Below are 15348 nucleotides of genomic sequence, written 5' to 3'. Positions count from 1 at the left end.
GAATTGGTTTAAAGCCCCAAGCCTGATCGGGAGAAATTAAAAGAAGACTACTCATTACTCCAATCCTCGGACTTCCAGGTAGAGGTCGCCCCGCGTGCGGTCAACTGTCAACTGTCAACTGTCAACTGTCAACTGTCAACTGAACCATTACCAATTTTTAATTTCGAGTATCGGAAGCGCCAAGATTATAAGAAACTTTTGACTGCTCAACTGTTACTACTTCCGAAAGAGATTGTTCTGCAGCTACCTCTAACTTTGGCAGTGGTAGATGCTTCATTTCCCAAACTTTTAGCAAAATTAGATATTCATAAAAAGCTTGCAGCGTGCACCAAGCCAATCCCGCTTGGCCGTCAAGAAATCCGCCCAGTAAAATATACATATAGAAAAAGCGCACCACAGGCCGCAAAGGCAAGCGCAAAGAAAAATCTTTCAAAGCGCGGCGCCTTTCCACCTCCGACGCGCCAAACAATAAACCCCACCAATTTACTTGACCTGCTTCTAATTGGCGGAGAGTTTCAGCCGCCTCGTCAGTCGAGTAGCGGTTGTGCTTTTCAATCCAGCGGGAAAGACCTTTGCTGCAAGTATAGTGAGGGTAAGTTTCCTTCAAAAAGTGAGTAGGACCGTTGCAGACTTCGCGTTCAGTGTGACCGTAGTCAGTAAACCACACTCGGTCTTTGCGAAAGAGGCGCATTTGATAGCGCGGATATTGAGTGCTGCGGCGAATCCAGCGTTCCATAAATATTACTTTTTCAGCTACGTAATAGCCGATATATTCTTGACTTTCGATCGCCTTTAAGCATTCAGCAAACAGTGCAGGCGTCATCCGCTCGTCAGCTTCGAGGATGTAAACCCATTCGTACTTGCACGGGACTTCTTGGAGCATCCAAGTCCGCTGGCGTCCGTGAGTTTCAAAGGGGTGCTGCACTGTTTGCACGGCATAGTTCTGAACAATCTCAAGGGTGCGATCGGTGCTGAAAGAATCAACTACAATGATATCGTCACAAAGCAGTGCCGATTCAATGCAAGCGGCGATATCAATCTCTTCGTTGTAAGTCAGAATATAAATTGAGAACATTCCCAGCTTTCAGTAAGGGCAAACTATTTGGTAAACAAACTATTTCTCAGGGATGTCTCGACCAGCGCGATCCCTGCCAGCGCTGGTCAATTTTTGCGGCGGCCGAACCGCAGAATTCCCATACTTCTCAATCCCGTCCAACCGACAGTAATGTAGCCGATCGCTAACAGCAAACTGGTGATTCCCGTCTGCAAACTCGAATTTCTCGATCGAGTTCTTAACTCTTTCTCTTTTTGTTGCTTGCGGGTGCGAATCTCGTTGCGAGCTTGAGTGGGAAGTGATTGAGCTTGCTGTTCCAGGAACTTGTCGAGGGCTTTCGGGTCATTTTTCGACTCCTCAAGCACAGCTTTCAATTCCTTGGGAACCTCTGGACTCTTGAGTGCTTGTTGCAGCTTCCCGTCGTCTTGCAGCAGCGCCCCTATCTGGCTGCGACGCTGGCTTTTGAGCTGTTCTACCTGAGCTTTAAATTGAGGGCTTTTAAGTTGTGCCTCAAGTTGACCTTCCGCTTGTCCCGCTTCTTGATCGACTTGAGTCAGAGCATCCTTGAGTTCCAAACGAGTATTGTTGAGGTGAACGGGAACCAGAGATAGGTAAACTAGACCTAACAAGCTGGAAATCAACAGGGCCCAGAATCGCAAGTCCAGCCAAACATTGCGTCGCTCAATAGAGACTCCACTGCTGCTGTCCACCCAAAAGCCAGTCATCAGGAGGGCGATACCGATCAAAGGAATAATGCCCTTGTCAACTATCTGAGTTGCTGCAGTCAACTGCCAGCCTCGATTGAGAAGGTCTGAAGTTTCTCCCGGCAGCGACAGAACAATGCAGTCAAGCAAAGCAGAGAGAATCAAGATAATCCCCACTACTTTGAGAGTTCGAGCAGCTACTGAAGAAAATTGACGGCTATTACTTGCTTTCATAATTCGTGTTAGATAATTCTACACCCTTAGATTCAAAGGGGTAGTTGAGTGGATTTTGTTGAACGAGTTTAGCTATTTTCCACCAAAATAGCTGCTTCGAGTACCGAACTCGACTTTCCTCTGGGTTTTCACAGGCTGCGGTTACGACCCAAAAGGTCGAGTTTTTGCACAGCTATATAGAGTTGGACACAGAAGGCTGTGCGCTTCTGGGTTGGCTGTAAAGCTTGGTCAAGATTGCGCCCAGACACGGCAGCAAGCAACTGCTGGCTTCTTCTATAGTCTGACGAATCCAGCGTAAAGATGAGTTCTGCACGCTTGGGTTCGGTGCTTTTAACTAGCTTTCGCTCGCGCGGCGGTGTCAGAAATAATAGACACAGGAGGAGCGCGTTTCGTTGGGTTTCACCCCCTAGGGCTCTCACACCCCGATCGCCTGCCCGATGCGGGGGAACTAAATCCCTTGTCTTATAGTAATTGATATAAGAGAGGGCGGGAATAAATAATTGTTTACCAACCTTTTTAACATCCAATTACCAACAGCACGATACGGCAGTCACAAATACACGAATAGCGGTTTTTTACTTGGAAATTCTGTTTGCCATATCAGCTTCGTCGCCGGTAATTTTTACTTCTATATTCTTGCTTAATAGTCACAGATTACTAATGCCTATTTAGTCATTTACAGCTATTAATTATTGCCAGGTTGAAGGATTTATTGTTCAATATTAAAAGTGCAAGAATTCAGATTTTTTGGTAGGATAATTTTGCTCGCTGTTCAAATTTGGTGGTAATGACTGCAATGATTTCTAATGTTTACACGTTGAAAGAACTTGAAAGATCGCTCGCATCCGATCCGGACAAGTGGCGTCCGCTCGTGTTTACTAACGGGTGCTTCGATATCCTGCACTGCGGTCACGTCCGCTATTTGCAGGCAGCAAAAAATTTGGGGCGATCGCTCGTGGTGGGCTTGAATAGCGACGCCAGCGTGCAAGCTATCAAACCCCAGCAGCCGGGATTGCCACCCCGCCCGATCGTACCGGAAAATCAGCGAGCCGAAGTGTTGGCCGCCCTCAAACCAGTAGACGCCGTAATAATTTTTGCCGAGATTACAGCAATTAAACTGATAAATATCCTGAAGCCTGATATATACGTTAAAGGAGGCGACTATCAAGTCGAAACTCTGCCAGAAGCACCGGCTGTTATCGCCGGAGGTGGCAAGATTTCCTTAATCGAAATAGAAGTTCCGAGTTCTACGAGTGCGATCGTCAAACGCATTTTACAATTAGGTACTTAACCCTCGATCGAAAACAGCAAACAGTGAGCTAAACTCAGAAGTTGCCCCATCATCAAAAAACACGCTTGGTGCGCGCGTGCGAAGCTATCCCGTAGGGAATCGCTCGTACAACTTCATTCCAATTGCTAAGCAGGAGATAATTTTAATGGAACTCACAAGCAATAACACGATCGCGGAAATCCTACAAAGACACAAAGCAGAGTTACTAGCAGACTGGCTCAAAGAACTGCAAAATACCGGGCTGCGGCGGGACGACTTGATGAGAGCCAAAGAATTGCGCTCCGAGTGTCAAGAGTTCCTGCAATTGCTCCACATTGCAGTGGGGCACGGTAACTTTAGCGACATCCAGACACCCGAATGGGAAAATATGCGGGTGTTGCTAGCAGAAGTTTCGCGATCGCGCGTTCAGAGAGGCTTTACTCCCTCAGAGATAGCGAGTTTCATTTTATGCTTCAAAAAGCCATTGTTCGATCGGCTTTGTCATGAACTGACACAAAACCGCGACGCACTTGTCGAACAACTTTGGCTTTCCACCAGTTTATTAGACCAGCTAGGCCTTTGGGTGACAGAAATTTTTCTCAAAGCTCGCGAAGAAGTAATCGAACGCCAGCAGCAAGAAATGCTCGAATTGTCAACACCCGTAGTCAAACTTTGGCAAGGCATTCTCGCTTTACCCATGATCGGGACTCTCGACAGTGCCCGCACTCAAATAGTAATGGAAACTCTGTTGCAGGAAATCATGGAAACCGGCTCAGAATTTGCAATTTTAGACATTACAGGCGTGCCGACTGTTGACACTTTAGTTGCTCAACATTTATTAAAAACTGTCGCCGCCGCCCGTTTAATGGGTACTGAGTGCATCATCAGTGGCATTCGTCCGCAAATAGCTCAAACCATAGTTCATTTGGGAGTTGACTTGCAGGATATTCTCACAAAAGCTACTTTAGCAGATGCTTTTAAGGTCGCGTTGCAGCGCCAAGGTTTAACTATAAAAAATCTTAAAGAGGAAAGATAAACATATTGCATTCTGACAGGTAAACCCAAGTAAAATTTAACGAATAGGTGAATTTGTGGAACGAATACCGATTCTTCAAATGGGAGAATTTTTGCTAGTAACAATTCAGGTAGATATGCACGATCGCTTAGCAATGACGCTGCAAGATGACCTGACGAACCGCATCGTCAAAACAGGTGTTAAAGGTGTGTTAATAGAAATTTCTTCTCTCGAAATTGTTGATTCTTTTATCGGTCGTATTATCAACAATATCGCTAGTATGTCGCGAATTTTAGATGCGGAAACAGTTGTGGTCGGGATGCAGCCAGCGGTTGCTATTACGCTCGTTGAGTTGGGCCTTTCCCTGACAGGAGTTCGCACAGCTTTAAGCGTTGAAAAGGGCATGATTTTGTTGAGAAAATCCTTGGGCTTGTCTCTTGACGAGCAAGCGTAAGCAGTCGATTAATTGTCCCCTGACTGAGGCACAGGCAGTCAAGAAACCTAGTTTGTTTGTAGATACCTTGTTGACAAACTGAAGATTTCTTAGGAGAGGGCTTACGCGCTCAAGGGGGTTAAATCAAGGGTTTGAGATTCCTGCACTATGTTCTCTTTTGAGAGAAAATCGTAGTAAGTGCGTAAGTCCTATTAGGAGAAACTAAGTTGATGAGCGTAAGTCCTATATTTTGGGGAGAAGTTCTATTTTGGTACAGTAGCCGCCATGTCAAAACGTGAGACACTAGAAATCCGATCGTCATCCGATATAGTCCACGTCCGACAGCAAGTGCGAACTTGGGCTGTAGCAATGGGATTCGGTTTATTAGACCAAACTAAAATCGTTACCGCAGCCAGCGAACTCGCCCGCAATACTGTAGAGTACGGCAAAGGGGGAACTGTAACTCTTGAAACGCTCGAATTAGGAACGCGCAAAGGGCTACGACTGATATTTGAAGACAAGGGGCCGGGAATTCCAGACATCGAATTGGCTATGACTGACGGTTATACTTCTAATCAGGGTTTGGGTTTGGGGCTCAGTGGTTCTAAACGGTTGATGCACGAATTTGAGATTGTTTCCAAAGTGGGTAAGGGGACTAAAATTGCGATCGTCCGCTGGCGGTGAACCAGTAATAGGATTTGAGAGTTGAGATTTTTGATTAAACCATTGGGAATGACCCAAAGTATCCAGGATACAAGCCCCCGGATGAATCCGTGGGGTTAATGCTTCAATTCTAAAATCTAAAATCTAAAATCTAAAATCTAAAATCGATTGAGTGAGGACGATCGGGGTTTGGAGCTTGCGTATAGTTGTATTATTTTTTTAATTGGTATAAATAGCAACCAGCAAAGCCAAGAAGTGATTCTTGGCATCCCACAGCATACCCGGAGAGGGTTGGCGTAGGGAGGATTTCATTATGAGAACTGATAAAAAATGATAGATGCCGTAGCCCTGCCCGTTACAGAAGAAAGTCAAGTCGGAGAAGCGCGGCGAATCGCAGTCGCCCTGGCGGCCGAAGTCGGATTTAACGAGACCGATCGCGGTAAAGTGGCAATTGTTACCACCGAAGCCGCAAAAAACCTGGTCAAGCACGCCCGCGAAGGAGAAATTTTGCTGCGAACATTCAAAACAGTGGCAGGATATAGCATTGAAATAGTAGCGCTAGACCGGGGGCAGGGCATGGCAAATGTCGCGCTGTGTCTGCGGGACGGTTTTTCTACAGCGGGAAGCCCTGGAACGGGACTGGGGGCAATTCAACGCCTCTCTACTTTGTTTGATATTCATTCTGTACCAAAACAGGGGACAGCCTTATTAGCGCGGCTGGAACCGACCCAAAATAGCCGGGAAGCATCCCAAAACAGCAATTATTTGGAATTTGGGGTCGTCCACTTGCCAAAAGTAGGAGAGCAAATTTGCGGCGATTCATGGGCGGCAGAAAATCACCTTGACAAAAACCTGATCTTAGTTGCAGACGGGCTTGGCTACGGGGATTTGGCCCAGGAAGCGTCTCGCGAAGCAGTGCGGGTATTTGAGGAAAACGCCAAACTTGGGCCGAAAGCAATTTTAGAGAAGGCGCACGCTGCTTTAAAAAATACCAGAGGAGCGGCGGCGGCGATCGCCCAAATCGATCGTACTCAACAAACAATTTGTTTTGCCGGAATTGGCAACATCAGCGGTGTAGTTGTCACAGATAACCAAAGCCGCAGCATGGTTTCCTACAACGGCACAGTTGGACATATGATGCGAAAAGTAGCAGAATTTGTCTATCCTTGGTCGCAGCAGTCCCTACTCATCATGCACTCCGACGGTTTGGCGGCGCAGTGGAATTTAAACCGCTACCCGGGTTTAGCCTCCAGACATCCTGCTTTAATCGCAGCCGTGCTCTACCGGGACTTCAAACGCACTCGCGATGACATGACAGTTATAGTAGCCAAGATGAGAGAAGCAGCGTGAGTTACCCAATCCTGACGACGGAAGTCCGTTTTGAACAAGACATCGTACAAGTACGCCAAAGAGCTCGCCAAATTGCTAAAGGGCTGGGATTCGATTCCCAAGTACAAACCCGCATCGCCACAGCAGTTTCCGAAATTGCCCGCAATGCTTTCAAATATGCAGGCGGTGGCAAAGTAGAATTCATTGTGGAAGGGGAATCGCCCCAAATTTTTCGGACTCGGATTTCCGACACGGGGCCGGGAATTGCTGATTTAGCGGCTGTGTTAAGCCCCAATTTTCGATCGCAAACCGGCGCGGGACTTGGTTTAGCAGCAGCGAAACGCTTGATGGACGAAGTGCAAATCGACTCGGCGCCCGATCGCGGAACGGCTGTACAATTAATTAAACAGTTTTCCAAAAATATGCCGGCGCTGAGTGCGATCGAACTCAATCAATTAGTTGACAAACTAGCGCGCCAAATTCCCGAAGATCCCTACGCTGAAATTCAGCAGCAAAATCAAGAATTACTACGCACTTTAGACGAACTCCGCCAGCGTCAAGAAGAACTCGTACAATTAAATCAACAACTAGAAGATACCAATCGCGGAGTCCTAGCACTTTACGCTGAATTGAACGACAAAGCCGAATCTCTCCGCCGCGCCAGCGAACTCAAAACCAGCTTTCTCTCCAATATGAGCCACGAGTTTCGCACTCCGCTAACGGCAATTCTGAGCCTTTCCGAAATATTGTTACATCGCCTAGACGGAGAACTTTCCGCCGAACAGGAAAAGCAAGTAAATTACATTCATAAATCTGCCGAGTCTCTCGCAGAACTTGTCAACGACTCGTTAGATTTAGCCAAAGTGGAAGCCGGAAAACTAACTGTTCGCGTGGCTGATTTTGAAGTCGAAGATTTGTTCAGCGCCCTGCGAGGAATGATGCGCCCCCTGCTTCCCCAAAACTCTGCCGTGTCTATAATTTTTGAAGATCCTCTCGAACTTCCAATCCTCACAACCGACGAGGGCAAAGTTTCTCAGATTTTGCGAAATCTGATTTCTAATGCCCTCAAATTTACCGAAGCAGGGGAAGTTCGAGTTGCTGCGGAAATAGGAGAGGAGGGAACAGTTACTTTTTCAGTAGCAGATACGGGCATCGGCATTCCCCCAGCCGACCAAAGGCAGATTTTTGAAGAATTTGTCCAACTCGAAAACCCCTTGCAGAAGCGCGTCAAAGGCACGGGATTGGGATTGTCTCTGTGCAAAAAACTGGCGGAATTTCTGGGGGGAAGCATTGAAATCACAAGTTCACCCGGAGTGGGTTCGACTTTTTTTGTTACACTGCCGATTCTGTATCCTGGAGAGGAAGAAAACCCTTTGGAAATATCTGCTGCTAAGGCAGATGAAATATCGCTGGCGATCGCAAATTCTCGTAGCTTGAGGGGTTCCGGGCCATCGCCAGCGGCGGATTCAGCAGCCAAAGTTTTGAATGGGGAGGATGAAGATAGTTTTTCGGTATTTGCTGAAAAACTTGCCACCAATTCATTGTACTGCGATATAGGTCGCCAACGGTGGTGAAGGTTGGGTGCGGCTGCTCTTTGAGCAACCGCCAGCAATTTTTATCGACATTATGATACTGACTCTGACCGAATTTGAGGTTTTGGAAGGGTTGAAGTGCGATCGAACTACTTGTCAAATATCTGCTATCGTGATGAATTCAAAACATTTTGGGTTACATCACTTTTTTGCTGTACGGGATGCTAGGCCTGCACGGTGAAACATATTATTCCGATGCAAAGGGAAACGATATCAGGCATTGTAGCTTTTGAGGACTGAAGTCGGATGCTGCGAACGTAATTATATTTTTTTCACCGAATTTTATATGGTTCGTAAGAGAGTTAATTTATAGCAGGCAATATTTATTTAATTTGCAACAGAATTTAACCTTTGTGCTGTAAAATGTAGCAGTTCTCAGTTGCCGACCATATAGTAGGGACTTACCGAGGGTCTGTTTTCGTGTCGGCGATCGGCTAAAATCCCTGATAAATCTCGTTCTTAGCAAAGTCTCGATTAATAAAAATAATGCCACAGTAGGCCCGCGATCCAAACCCATACAAAATAAGCCATTCCCAATTCTAAAATCTAAAATCTAAAATCTAAAATCTAAAATGGTATGACTTTCATCTCCCTTCAATATGCCCTGTTTCTGTTAGTTTTGTTCGCGGCTTACTGGTTGGTTCCGGTGCGGTGGTGGCGGCTGTTTATCATGCTGGCGGGTAGTTTAATTTTTTACGCTTCGCTGCAAATTTGGTACATTCCTCTGCTGTTAGTCGGGGCTTTGTTTAATTACTGCTTGGCGATGGCGATTGGGGAACCTCTGGATTGGCGGATTGCTAATGAATCTTGGAACCGCCGCCGTTTGTTGCTGCTGTGGATAGGTATCTGCCTGAATGTGTTGCTGCTTCTGGGCTTTAAGTATGTGCCTTTTTTATTGAGTTCGATCGGCACTTTGTTCAATTGGCCTGTAGCTATCGACGGGGCTGACTGGGTAAAAAGTCACGTCATCGCACCCCTGGGATTGAGTTTCTTTTGCTTTGAGTGCATTGCTTATTTGATTGACGTGTACCGAGGCGCGCCTGCTGCTACTTCGCTGCTGCACTTTGCTGCTTACAAGTTGTTTTTTCCCAAGCTGATTTCCGGCCCGATTACTCGGTATCACAACTTGATCTATCAACTGAAAACCCAGCAATTTCCGACGCCCGATCGCATTTCTGAGGGACTTTGGACGATCGCCTTTGGTGCAGTAAAAAAAGGTCTTTTCGCAGATAACTTAGGAATCTATGTCGATTTAAGCTTTACCAACTTGCAGCGGGCGGGTAGCGAGGATTTGTGGCTAGCTATTTTTGCTTACGGGCTGCAACTTTATCTCGATTTTAGTGGCTATGTCGACATGGCGCGCGGTACTGCTTTGCTGCTGGGTTGGTATTTGCCGCCAAATTTTGATTTTCCTTATTTTAGTGCCAGCATAGCTGATTTTTGGCGACGCTGGCACATGACTTTAGGGGATTGGCTACGCAATTATTTGTATTTTCCTTTGGGCGGTTCGCGAGTCGGTTTGTGGCGCACTTGTCTGAATTTGTCTATTGTCATGTTAATTGCAGGAATTTGGCACGGGGCAGCTTGGGGATTTATTGTGTGGGGGGGTTTACACGGTTTAGCTTTGGCGGTTCACAGGCTGACTGATGTGCTGTTTAAGCGGTTGCGGATCGAGTTTTTGTGGGAAAATCCGATCGGTATTGCGATCGGTTGGCTGTTGACTCAGGCGATGGTTTTTGGTAGTTGGATATTTTTCCGTCTTCCAGATTTAAAGGATTCTGGATGGGCGATTTCGCATTTGTGGGGACACGCTGCTGACGTGCAGTTTGCTGAGAAAGTTTATGGCGAAGCTTTGGGTTTGGAAAGAGTGCATTTAACTTGGATGTTGGCAGCTTTGGCGGCGGCGATGTTGGGGAATTATGCGTTGAGTCGGGGTTTGAAATTAGAGTTAAATTGGCCGCTGAAATTGGTGTTAGTGCCGCTTTGTTTGTATGCCGTTTGGGTGTTGGCTCCCGAAGGGGGTTTACCTTATATTTATTTTGATTTTTAGGGTATTATTTAATTCGCCGTAAGGTGCAGCGCACCCTACAACTACATTGAGGTGCGCGGAAGTGATTCCCAGCTACCTATTGGTGTCAACTTAAGGTTTTAGTTCGCCAGTCCTCCCGCTCACCCAACAGTCCGCCAGGGAATGAATTCCCTGTCTCATAGCTAAAGTCCTCTCAAAGAGGACTGAAGAACTGATTAGTCTTCAAAGCGAGGAATTTCGCTTTGAGGAAGGGGTTTCAACCGCTGCCGGACTGAGGATTTAACGTTAAGTGGACATCAATTCCTGCTACCCTAAAACTCACAGTCAACAGTCAACAGTCAACAGTCAACAATCCTCTCGCTCCTACACCCTACAACTGATAAGAACACCAGTCGCTCCAGCTACCGACATAAAGTTTAGCATCGGGAATTCCGGCGATTTCTAAAGACAGTAAATTAACGCAAGCCGTCACCCCGGAACCGCAATAAACAATAATTTCTTCGGCTTTTTCTAATTCCGTCCAGCGCTGTTTTTGTTCGGATGCCGATCGCACTTTTCCAGTTTCATCCGTCACCCCTTGCCAAGGATAGTTAACCGCACCCGGAATGTGACCTGCAATGGGGTCGATCGGCTCCCGCAAACCTTGATATCTCTCGCTTTCTCGCGAATCAACCAAAACCTTTCCCGGCAAGTCTTTACGCTCTTTCACAGCCTCAATATCTACCGCCAAATCCGGCTGCAAGTGAGCAACGAATTTACCCTCGCGGGCTTCTGGCAAAGTATTTGTTACTGGATAGCCCGCCGCTTTCCATGCGCTGAAACCGCCGTCTAACAAAGCGACTTTGCTGTGTCCCATATATCGCAGCAGCCACCACAAACGAGCCGCAAAAGCCAGCCGCGAATCGTCATAGGCGACGACTAAAGTTTCTGCTGAATTAATACCGATAGCGCTCAATTTATCAGCTAATTCTTCAATATTTGGCAGCGGATGTCTACCGCCGTGTTTGTCCACTGAACTCGCGAGATCGCGGTTTAAATCTAAATAGAAAGCTCCCGGAATGTGACTTTCTTGATATTGTTTTTGTCCCAATTCAGGGTCGGCAAGGGAAAACCGACAGTCAATAATTACAACTTGCGGATTGTCGGTATTGGTGGCTAACCATTCAGGAGAAACGATTAAAGTATTGTCAGTCATAATTTTTCACATCTATCTTTTAACATTTATCTGGAAGGACTTTTTTTATCTGGTTCTGCTTTGTCGGTACGAGATTTTTTAGCATTAGCTTTCTCCGAAGCTCTTTTTTCAGAATTGGATTTTTTAGGAGTTGCTTTTTCCGAAGGTGATTTTTCGACGGGTGCGGGAGTTGGAGTTAGCAGAGGGGGAGTTACGGCTGCTTCTTGAGCGTAAAGCAGATATTTCTGATACTCGATTACTTTTGATTGAGCTAGTTGATGGTTGGGGCTAGAAACTGGTACTCTTCTCATTAATGAGACGGCTTCTTGCCAACGATCGATAACTGTAGTCCAATCGGCCTTGGTTTTTGCCGATCGCCCTAACTCTGCTGCTTTGAGTGCGCTGTTAACGGCTTCTCGAAAAGTATCAGGTGCAGCATCCGGTGCAGTTGCTAAATTTGCTGTTTCATCGGGATTATTCCCCGCAGTTGCTGCTGGCTGGTTCAAAATTTTACCGACAAACGCCACCACCGCGATCGCCAACATACCCGTTACTAGCCCCACTACAATGAAAGTCGATCGCAGTCGGTTCTCAAATGCAGCAAGTTCCGACGGTTTTTCCTCCTCAATATTGTTCTCCATGTCTGTGCGATCGTCCATATTAACAACAGCAGTATTTGGTACAGATCCTACAAAGCTCTGGGGTTCAAAAGTGCTGTTGTCCAAACTAAACTCTTGACTCCAAGCAGCAGCAATCTGACCGCTTTCTCTGCCCTCAACCTTCACTTTGCGAATCGAATCAGGCTGCAAATTCGTCAGCTCGGTGCGAACAAAATCAACTAAGGTATTTTCTATGGGTACTTGCTCGGCCTCAAGAATTACATCCAAACAGTCGCCGTCGAGATTCGCGGAGGCTGTGATGCCTTCAGATTGCAACTGGCTGTTTAGCCAAGATGCGATCGCAGTGGCGAGATTTCCCTGCTTGGCAAGTTCCTGAAAATTAAGCTCTGTCATAGCTGGACACCTGATAATGCAGAAGGTAGAAGGCAGAAGGAATGAAAAAGTCAGAAATAGTTTTTTTAAAGTTGAAAACACCCTAACTGAAATTCAACAAATAGTATAATGTATCGTGGCAAATCCCAGCCCAAAGACGCAAATTATCACTCTCGCTCCCCCTCCCAGCCCTTGAGAAAAGACTCGCAGTCCTTACTCCCAAACCAACTCAGGTTTTTAGTGAGGAATGCAAGTCGTCTGGCTCAGCCGCCAAATACTGCTGCTGCAACCAGGTTTTTGATACCGGGCGCGCCAGTCCAGATATTGCAAGCATCACCCCTAACACCAGCATCCGCCTGGAAAAATCCTCGCTCGCGCGGATGCGAGATGGGAAATTTTAGATGAAAAATTTGTGCGATCTCATTACCATCGGCGGACAGCGGGTGATATCATCAGTTAGTCAATATTCAAGTTTTTATAGCAAATAACTCGATCGCACAATGGTAGCAATAGCAATTTTAGCGGCTGGACGCGGCACGCGCATGAAATCTGACTTGCCTAAAGTTCTACACGAATTAGGCGGTCGATCGCTAGTTGAGCGAGTCCTCCAAAGTTGTCAAGAAATTCAAATTACGAGGCGACTTGTCATCGTCGGTTATCGAGGTGAACTCGTTAAAGAATCCCTGATTCGAGGTCAAGAAAGATCAGGAAAAAATCTTCAATCTCCTCCCCTAGAATTTGTAGAACAAACCGAACAATTGGGAACAGGTCATGCCATTCAACAATTGCTGCCTCACTTAGAGGGATTTCAAGGAGACTTGCTGGTATTAAATGGGGATGTACCTTTGCTGAGGGCAGAAACTCTCAAACAATTGATGGTAATTCACAAACAGCACCAAAACTCTGCTACTTTATTGACAGCTAATTTGCCTAATCCTCAAGGGTACGGCCGAGTATTTACCGACAGTCAAAACTTAGTCCAGCAAATTGTCGAAGACCGCGACTGCACACAAGCTCAAAAGCAAAATCACCGAATTAATGCAGGTGTTTACTGTTTCCACTGGCCGGATTTAGAGAAAATTTTGCCAGAATTGAAGGCAGACAATGACCAAAAAGAATATTACCTAACTGACACGGTAAATTTCCTCAATCCGGTAATGGCGGTCGATGTGGAAGATTATCAAGAAATATTGGGAATTAACGATCGCAAACATTTAGCTACAGCTTGCGATATTTTGCAAACGCGGGTAAAGGACAAGTGGATGACGGCGGGAGTGACGCTGCTAGATCCCAACAGCATTACGATCGACGATACCGTAGAGTTGCAGCCGGATGTGGTAATTGAACCGCAAACTCACTTGCGGGGAAATACTTCGATCGCCTCTGGGAGTCGTATCGGCCCCGGCAGCTTGATCGAAAACAGTCAGATTGCAGAAAATGTGACTGTGCTTTATTCGGTAGTTTCTGACAGTATGGTTGCTGAAAATTCCCGCATTGGCCCTTACGCCCACTTGCGGGGACACGCAGAAATTGGGGCGAACTGCCGCGTCGGCAATTTTGTAGAATTGAAAAATACTCAAATCGGCGATCGAACTAATGTAGCTCACTTGTCTTATTTAGGCGACGCGACTTTGGGAGAAAAAGTCAACATCGGTGCTGGGACAATTACGGCGAATTATGACGGAAAAAACAAGCACAAAACTCAAATAGGCGATCGAAGTAAAACTGGTTCTAACAGCGTGCTGGTTGCACCGATAACTGTGGGGGAAGATGTTACTGTAGCGGCGGGTTCTGTGGTGACAGAAGATGTGCCGAATGATTGTTTAGTAATTGCCCGTTCCCGGCAAGTTGTCAAACCAGGTTGGAAGTTGAAAGAACCTAAAAAGTGAACAATGGTTCACTTTTTAGATGATCAGTTTCCACCCAATCGCGAGTTTCGCACTGGATACCAAAGAAACCGGGTTTTTATACCGGAAGCGATGGCAATCTAGAAGAGATTTTGGTGAAAAACCCGGTTTCTGCGTAAGTCCGCCACCTTGAGAAATCGGGTTGATCGCGATCGGCTATTTTTGGTTATTTTGCTGGTGCAGATAGTTGTTAATCGCTTTAGCGATTTTTGCTTGCTGGTATGGGTTCATCGTGCGGGGTAGGGAGATGCGAGAGCCTCCACAAACTAACAGTCTGATTTCGTACCAAGTGTCATTATCCCGATCTTTTGTTCGATCGACTTCCACGCCATAAATCTCGCACAGAGAGTATTCCGTTACTTTACGTGCCAACAAACCCCGCTGTTTAACAGTCAAGGTGTTTAAAGTTCCATCGAAGCTGTAGATTTCATTATTTCTCAAGACGATCACTCCGATTCCTGCGAGCAAAAATATGCCTCCTGTCCATCCCAACCAGCGATCATCTTGGCTTAAGCGCAGCAATCGATTTTTTGCATTTTTAACAAAAAAATTGATGTCAGAAGCCACAGCGTTTTGGGTTCCCCAATTAGTGGAGTTAGCAGTGAAAGGAACATTGCCAACAGAAGTCAAAAGTACAACTCTGGTTTTATAGCCGCATCTTTCAACTTTAGCTCCCCGCAAAGAATCCAGCTCAATTTCTTTGATGTTCGATCCCAGTAAATTCGATCGCACAATCTGGCACTTTCCTTGTTTTGCCTGCAATCGCTGGCAGCTCAGACTTGCTGCATGATAGTCAAAAGTCAGCGATATCAGTCCCAATGTCATGAATAAACAACTAGGGAACCAAAAATCAAATATGCTTTGAGTCTGAATAATTAGGGTTTGCTGAATAATTGATCGCAGACCACTAGCAGGAGCGATCGATATATTCAAGGTGAGTTAAATATAAGTT

Annotated in this window: 13 protein-coding genes; 8 read left to right on the top strand and 5 right to left on the bottom strand. The window is 46.1% G+C overall.

Going from position 1 to position 15348, the window contains the following annotated elements:
• Positions 1 to 157: 157 nt before the first annotated feature.
• Positions 158 to 1075, bottom strand: a complete 918-nt coding sequence (locus QUA90_RS21635; protein ID WP_333210028.1) for a glycosyltransferase family 2 protein — start codon at positions 1073 to 1075, stop codon at positions 158 to 160.
• A gap of 86 nt (positions 1076 to 1161) precedes the next feature.
• Complete coding sequence (gene hpsJ-B, locus QUA90_RS21630; protein WP_333210026.1) at positions 1162 to 1992, bottom strand: hormogonium polysaccharide biosynthesis protein HpsJ; 831 nt, start codon at positions 1990 to 1992, stop codon at positions 1162 to 1164.
• 796 nt (positions 1993 to 2788) lie between these two features.
• Here hpsJ-B and QUA90_RS21625 point away from each other — a divergent pair.
• The 7 genes from QUA90_RS21625 to QUA90_RS21595 all read left to right on the top strand — a co-directional run bounded on the left by QUA90_RS21625 (position 2789) and on the right by QUA90_RS21595 (position 10344).
• On the top strand, positions 2789 to 3283 hold the full coding sequence (locus QUA90_RS21625) for an adenylyltransferase/cytidyltransferase family protein (protein ID WP_445300131.1): 495 nt from the start codon (positions 2789 to 2791) through the stop codon (positions 3281 to 3283).
• A 145-nt stretch (positions 3284 to 3428) separates the two neighbouring features.
• Positions 3429 to 4298, top strand: a complete 870-nt coding sequence (locus QUA90_RS21620; protein WP_333056896.1) for an STAS domain-containing protein — start codon at positions 3429 to 3431, stop codon at positions 4296 to 4298.
• Between the two features lie 55 nt (positions 4299 to 4353).
• A complete protein-coding gene (locus tag QUA90_RS21615; protein WP_333081356.1) occupies positions 4354 to 4731 on the top strand; it encodes an STAS domain-containing protein in 378 nt (125 codons plus the stop codon).
• 264 nt (positions 4732 to 4995) lie between these two features.
• Complete coding sequence (locus tag QUA90_RS21610) at positions 4996 to 5394, top strand: anti-sigma regulatory factor (protein ID WP_333081357.1); 399 nt, start codon at positions 4996 to 4998, stop codon at positions 5392 to 5394.
• 309 nt (positions 5395 to 5703) lie between these two features.
• Entirely contained in the window at positions 5704 to 6723 is a 1020-nt protein-coding gene (locus QUA90_RS21605) for an ATP-binding SpoIIE family protein phosphatase (protein WP_333447660.1), read from the top strand.
• A complete protein-coding gene (locus QUA90_RS21600; RefSeq protein ID WP_333447658.1) occupies positions 6720 to 8276 on the top strand; it encodes an ATP-binding protein in 1557 nt (518 codons plus the stop codon). Before QUA90_RS21605 ends, QUA90_RS21600 begins: the two co-directional genes overlap by 4 nt.
• A gap of 595 nt (positions 8277 to 8871) precedes the next feature.
• A complete protein-coding gene (locus tag QUA90_RS21595; protein WP_333324942.1) occupies positions 8872 to 10344 on the top strand; it encodes an MBOAT family protein in 1473 nt (490 codons plus the stop codon).
• A gap of 349 nt (positions 10345 to 10693) precedes the next feature.
• On the opposite strand, the gene QUA90_RS21590 is transcribed toward QUA90_RS21595, so the two are convergent.
• Both QUA90_RS21590 and QUA90_RS21585 read right to left on the bottom strand, forming a co-directional pair.
• Entirely contained in the window at positions 10694 to 11518 is an 825-nt protein-coding gene (locus QUA90_RS21590) for a sulfurtransferase (RefSeq protein ID WP_333447656.1), read from the bottom strand.
• Between the two features lie 26 nt (positions 11519 to 11544).
• The gene (locus QUA90_RS21585) at positions 11545 to 12510 is read right to left on the bottom strand and encodes a hypothetical protein (protein WP_333324946.1); all 966 of its coding nucleotides are present in this window, start codon (positions 12508 to 12510) and stop codon (positions 11545 to 11547) included.
• Positions 12511 to 12989: 479 nt separating this feature from the next.
• Here QUA90_RS21585 and glmU point away from each other — a divergent pair, with 479 nt between their 5' ends.
• Positions 12990 to 14378 (top strand): bifunctional UDP-N-acetylglucosamine diphosphorylase/glucosamine-1-phosphate N-acetyltransferase GlmU, encoded by a 1389-nt coding sequence (gene glmU, locus QUA90_RS21580; RefSeq protein ID WP_333447654.1) that lies wholly within the window; start codon positions 12990 to 12992, stop codon positions 14376 to 14378.
• 174 nt (positions 14379 to 14552) lie between these two features.
• Here the strand turns inward: glmU and QUA90_RS21575 are convergent, their stop codons facing one another.
• Entirely contained in the window at positions 14553 to 15221 is a 669-nt protein-coding gene (locus QUA90_RS21575; RefSeq protein WP_333447652.1) for a hypothetical protein, read from the bottom strand.
• Positions 15222 to 15348: the final 127 nt, after the last annotated feature.

Source organism: Microcoleus sp. D3_18_C4 (assembly GCF_036702355.1).
In the GTDB taxonomy this organism is placed as follows: domain Bacteria; phylum Cyanobacteriota; class Cyanobacteriia; order Cyanobacteriales; family Microcoleaceae; genus Microcoleus.
Note: the sequence above shows the minus strand (reverse complement) of the source record. Positions and strands in the feature narration are given on the sequence as shown.